The organism is Spiroplasma sp. Moj (genome assembly GCF_016082285.1).
GTDB classification, from domain to species: Bacteria; Bacillota_I; Bacilli_A; order Mycoplasmatales; family Mycoplasmataceae; genus Spiroplasma; species Spiroplasma phoeniceum.
In genome coordinates, this window is record NZ_MQTY02000061.1 from 1 (window position 1) to 5,273 (window position 5,273).

The 5,273-nt window shown below is 28.8% G+C and carries 9 protein-coding genes; 1 reads left to right on the plus strand and 8 read right to left on the minus strand.

The annotated features are described in order from the left end of the window. Positions 1 to 139 precede the first annotated feature (139 nt). Complete coding sequence (locus BST80_RS03545; RefSeq protein ID WP_415745988.1) at positions 140 to 688, plus strand: isochorismatase family protein; 549 nt, start codon at positions 140 to 142, stop codon at positions 686 to 688. Here the strand turns inward: BST80_RS03545 and BST80_RS03550 are convergent. The 8 genes from BST80_RS03550 to BST80_RS03585 all read right to left on the minus strand — a co-directional run bounded on the left by BST80_RS03550 (position 678) and on the right by BST80_RS03585 (position 4,759). Continuing rightward, positions 678 to 1,238, minus strand: a complete 561-nt coding sequence (locus tag BST80_RS03550; protein WP_415745989.1) for an HNH endonuclease signature motif containing protein — start codon at positions 1,236 to 1,238, stop codon at positions 678 to 680. The two genes, BST80_RS03545 and BST80_RS03550, sit on opposite strands and share 11 nt — an antisense overlap. Before the next feature lie 9 nt (positions 1,239 to 1,247). Then, positions 1,248 to 1,841, minus strand: a complete 594-nt coding sequence (locus BST80_RS03555) for a DNA-3-methyladenine glycosylase (RefSeq protein ID WP_415745990.1) — start codon at positions 1,839 to 1,841, stop codon at positions 1,248 to 1,250. A gap of 46 nt (positions 1,842 to 1,887) precedes the next feature. Continuing rightward, positions 1,888 to 2,541: a transcription termination/antitermination protein NusG gene (gene nusG, locus BST80_RS03560; protein ID WP_415745991.1), complete on the minus strand. Its 654-nt coding sequence runs from the start codon at positions 2,539 to 2,541 to the stop codon at positions 1,888 to 1,890. 31 nt (positions 2,542 to 2,572) lie between these two features. Continuing rightward, on the minus strand, positions 2,573 to 3,010 hold the full coding sequence (gene secE, locus BST80_RS03565; protein WP_415745992.1) for a preprotein translocase subunit SecE: 438 nt from the start codon (positions 3,008 to 3,010) through the stop codon (positions 2,573 to 2,575). Positions 3,011 to 3,021: 11 nt separating this feature from the next. Further along, entirely contained in the window at positions 3,022 to 3,171 is a 150-nt protein-coding gene (gene rpmG, locus BST80_RS03570) for a 50S ribosomal protein L33 (RefSeq protein WP_004028373.1), read from the minus strand. 53 nt (positions 3,172 to 3,224) lie between these two features. Next, positions 3,225 to 3,797, minus strand: coding sequence for an RNA polymerase subunit sigma (locus BST80_RS03575; protein ID WP_415745993.1), 573 nt, complete (start codon positions 3,795 to 3,797; stop codon positions 3,225 to 3,227). A gap of 31 nt (positions 3,798 to 3,828) precedes the next feature. Further along, the gene (rlmB, locus tag BST80_RS03580) at positions 3,829 to 4,563 is read right to left on the minus strand and encodes a 23S rRNA (guanosine(2251)-2'-O)-methyltransferase RlmB (protein ID WP_415745994.1); all 735 of its coding nucleotides are present in this window, start codon (positions 4,561 to 4,563) and stop codon (positions 3,829 to 3,831) included. A gap of 61 nt (positions 4,564 to 4,624) precedes the next feature. Then, the gene (locus BST80_RS03585; protein ID WP_415745995.1) at positions 4,625 to 4,759 is read right to left on the minus strand and encodes a hypothetical protein; all 135 of its coding nucleotides are present in this window, start codon (positions 4,757 to 4,759) and stop codon (positions 4,625 to 4,627) included. Positions 4,760 to 5,273 lie beyond the last annotated feature (514 nt).

Sequence of the window (5,273 nt, forward strand, 5' to 3'; positions counted from 1 at the left end):
GCGACATAAAAGCATAAATTTTTTAACACCAACTGAAGCTGTGTTAAAATTTTTAAAAGACTAACTGGTCTAAAATGTATATGGTACCTCACATAAANAANAATNNANAGNATTATGAAATGAATAAAAAGCCTTAATTGTGATTGATTATCAAAATGACTTTGTTGATCCTAAAGGAGCGTTATATGTCCCAGGAGTAGAAAAATTATATGAAAAAATTGTTGCTTTAATTGATCAATTTGATCAGAATGGTGATTTAGTTATTGCGACAAAAGATTTTCATCCTAATAATCATTGTTCGTTTGCTAAATGAGGTTCACATTGCATTGCAAATACATTTGGCAGTGAGTTATATAAATTAACTACATCGCAATTTGACCATATTATTTTAAAAGGAACACAACAAGATTTTGATAGCTACAGTGGTTTTTTTAGTGATAATCATACTTCAAATGGATTACATGAATTTCTTCAAGAACACAAGGTTACTAACTTAGTCATTGTTGGTGTTGCTACAGATGTTTGCATATCAGTAACACTTCTTGATGCTATTAAATTAAACTATCATGGTATTATTTACTTAAATGCTAGTGCTGGACTTAAACCACAAATCATTTTTTTAAAAAAACTATTATGAATAAACAACATAATAGTTTTTTTAAAAATCATCATCACCATTAATTATTAGAATCAATATTTTTGACACGCACAATTGTTTCACCATTTGGTAATTGACCAATTCGCCCTTTACTACTTCCTTTTCATTTCACTTGATAGTATATAATTCCTTGAGCATGTAATAGCTTTAAGATTTCAATTCAATTATATAGTTCACTACGATACATTCATCGTTTCTCACTATGTGCTTTCACTAAATCTCGATTATAAAAACTATGCGGATGTGATCACATCCTAATTTGCCGAATTGTATTTTCTCGTTTTGAAACAATTTCTAAATTTTCTGCTCGATTATCACGAGGATTACCATTAATATGATCAATTGTCATATTTGGCGGAACTGAACCAATAAATAACTCAACAACCAACTTATGTAATGGCCTTGTTTTTGTTTTTCCATCTTCACAACGACGAATTAAATAATAATTAGTATTTTTTGGCTTCTTTAATTCCTTAACTTTATTTGTTACAATATTACGAACACGCCCCATATTGCTAATCTCAAGATAAGGAAATTCCCGGTGAACCTTTCAAATTTCTGCTTTTTTTGCTTTATTCATTTTGACCTCTTATTTTTTCGAAACTGCTTTATGATCTGTAATATAAAATCGATATGGTTTTAATTTAAAATTTGTTGCATACTCAATGTTGACCCGTGGTGTAGTTGTAATTTCAATTGCAGTTGGTGCTGTATCTTCGGCAAGATATAAAACTGCACTTTCTAGCAGAGAAAGTCCATCATCAGCTTTAGTAATTTTTAAATAGCGTGATAACTTCCCAGGACCATTTGCTAACCGTGGTGTTGAAACAAAGTCAGGAACAGTTTCATCAATAATAATTTCACCAGCGCGTAATAAAACTGCACTTGGAAAATCAACTTGGTCAGTAACAATATTAAAACAATGATACATCCCATAAATGAGAAAAACATGTGCAAAGCTACCTTTTCAAAAAAGTGTTTCATTACGAGAACTACGTTTATTGTTAAAACCATGATTAGCATCATCTTCGGGTCCATCATAAGCTTCAGTTTCAATAATTTTACAAATAATTTTTTTCCCATCAATAATTCGAACTAAATATTTTCCTAATAGTTCGCGTGCAACAACAACAGCATTTCGCATAAAAAAAGTATCATCAGTTAAACGGTTTACATTTATCATTTTAAAAAAAGCATAACAAAAATTAATATTAATTTGCTATGCTAACCTAACCAATTTTTTTACATTGGTCAAATTTAACTTCAGTAGGTGTCAAACGACCAAACATTTCTAAATTTACTATAGCAATCCCTTTTGAAGTATCAATTTTTGTTACTTGTCCTTCCATATCAGTAAAAGTTCCTGATAAAATTTTAACATAATCATTCACTTCAAAGTTTGCCACAAATACTTTTTTAACTTTTTTCCCTTGCTGTGTTGCTGTTTTTTTAGCTGCCAATGATTTTGAAAGCATTGTCCTTGCTTCTTGATCTGTTAAAGGAAAAGGTTTTGTTCCTCGCCCTGATGAGCCAATAAATCCAGTAACCCCTGTTGTGTTCCGAACAATATATCAAGCTTCATCGTTCATAATCATATTAATAAAAATATAACCTGGATAAACATTTTTTTCTTTTTCTATTAGTTTTCCACCTTTTTTGGCTGAAACTATCTCTTTTACAACTCTAATATCAAAAACAACATCTTTCATATTTAATGATTCTACCCGTTGAATTAAGTCATCACGAACACGGTCTTCATGTCCAGAATAACAATTAATTACATATAATTTTCCAGGATACTTTGTAAAATCTTCTAAAGTTTCTCTGTCTTCACTTTTATCATTATCAATGATTTCATCTGTTATTGTGTTTTTTCCTAACATTACCTTACTTTACTCCTTTTAAACTTATCTATTATATAATGCGAGCAACAGTTAGTAAATGATGTAAAATTAAATCTAATACTAAATAAAACACCGCAAAAGCAATAATAAATAAAATTGTGATTAAAAACTTGCGTCCTAAACTACCCTTACTTGTTCATCGAATTCTTGTGACTTCTTTTGCCATTTTAACAGGAAATTCACGAAAAGCTAATTTTCAATTTATTTTTTTACTTTTATTTGAATTTTTACGCTTAAAAAGACCTTTTTTAATTGGTTCACCATTCTCATTAACCTCTGGTGTTGTGCTTACTTTTTTTGTCCCAACTTGAATTGGTGCTGTTTTACTTGCTTTTTTTTGAAAAATTAGCGCTGCTTTTTCATTTTTCTTTTGAATTTTTAACGCTTTTTTTTCTTCTTTTGTTAAAACAGTTTTAACATTCTTTTTTGATTTTTCATTTTTTTTCATTGCAAACACCTCTACCTTGTTTCTTTATGTTTAGTATGTTTATTACATGTTTTACAAAACTTATTTATTTCTAATCGTTCTTTTTGTGTCATTTTGTTTTTAAATGTTGTGTAGTTTCGATTTAAACATTCTGAACATACTAATATAATCTTTTCGCGCATAATATTCACCATAATTAATTATAGTATATTAATAAAAATATTCATATACTTAATTAACTATTTTTGTAAAAATCTCTTGTTTTTTGCATAATTCGTTGCATTGCATTATCAACTTGCCGATAATTTAACCCTAATAAGTGGTGAATATTATAAATATTTTCACCAGCAAATCATAACCGAAATACTTCTTTTTCTAATGGTGATAATCGTTGATAAAATATTTTAATAATTTGTTTTTGTTCATCAAAACAAGCAATTTTATTTGAAAAATTTTCATCTTGATTAGTAATATTTTCATTAGTTAATTTAATGTAATAATTTAAAAATTTATTTTTTAAATTAAAAAATTGACAAATTTGTTTATGAATATCTCATGTGTAACGTTGAAAAATAAAGTCTTTTAATTTTTTTGACGAATGGGGATTATACATTTTGGCACTTTCTAATACTGAAAAATATTTTAAACTTTCTAAATCAGCTAATTCAATTGGTAAACCAAAATACTTATAAAAAGTTCGGCGCTTAACATCTTCTAGAAAGGGTACATATAATTTATATAAACTAAATAATGCTGTTTGATTATGACCTTCTTGAAATAAATAAAGTAATTCATATTCATTCATCATAACAATAGTCAAATCCTTTCTAAATTAAATTTTATTGTTGCAACATTTTAATTTGATAAATTAAAATAGCACTAGCAACCGATACATTTAAAGAATCAAGATGACCTGTTGTTGGAATATAAATATTAAAATCAGAATGCTTTAATAATTTTGCGCTAATCCCTGTTCCTTCATTCCCTACGATTAGACAAATTGGCGTATCATATTTTAATTCACTTACATTGTGGGCTGTTGTAGTTAAACTTGTTGCATAAATTCAAAACCCTTGTTTTTTTAAATATTCAATTGCATTAGTTAAATTATTTACTCGACAAACTGGAACATAATTAAAAGCACCTGCAGAGGTTTTGGCAACAGTAGCATTAATATCAACTTGGCGTTTTTCTAGAATAATAACCCCATCAACATTAAACAAATCACAAGTACGCAAAATTGCCCCAAAATTATGTGGGTCAGAAATTTGATCAAGGACTAATAAAAATGGATGTCTATTTTGTAATGCTTTTGTTGTTATTGCAGTTAATGAATAATTTTCTGGCTTGCAAATTTCCAATACCAGACTTTGATGCTTACTAGTTTGTACAAGAGTTGTCATTTTATCTGTTGAACAAAAGACAACTTTAATTTGACGACTTTTAGCTAGTTTCAAATAATAATCATTATTTTTCCCTTGTGGTAATAAATAAAGTTTATTAATTTTCACTGCTGGATTTAGTAATGACTCCACAACAGGATTAATTCCGTAAATGTATATATATTCTTGCATATTTTCTTCCTTTTCCTGTTTTATTATTCATAACCTATATTAATAAATTTCTTTATAAGTATTATAATTTAATTTGATATTTTTTAATAGTTTCTTTTATTTTTTTTATTGCCCGAGAATAAAGTGCTAAATTTTTCTCTGGTTTATTTTTAAACTTAGTTGTTAAAGTTGGCATAATGCCAAGATTTGCTTTCATTAGACTTCTTGCATAACCTATTAAAATAATTGTAAATATTTTTAAAAAGATACTAATAGCAAANTNTAATTNTAATTAATTAAAAAAGTGATTACTGGGGTGGAGGTAAACCACACGCATGTGAGATATATGATATGTGAGATATTAATAAATTTGGTTAAATTTGAAATGGGTTGAGTATCAGTAAGGTAAGGACCTTCATCTGGCGCTTGTGGAAGTAACTTTAAAGTTGTATAATTAGAGATGAAAGATGGAATAAGCAAGCGTTTTTGGTTAACACTGCGTGCAGCCCGAATTGATTTACTCAACAAGCCATTCTTCACCAGAGTCCGTTTGGCTTAGTGTTTGAAATATGCAACAATAGCTGNCAGAGAGAGAGAGAGAGAGAGAGAGAGAGAGAGAGNGAGAGAGAGAGAGAGAGAGAGAGAGAGAGAGAGAGAGAGAGGGAGAGAGAGAGAGNAGAGAGAGAGAGAGAGAGAGAGAGAGAGAGAGAGAGAGAGAGAGAGAGAGAGAG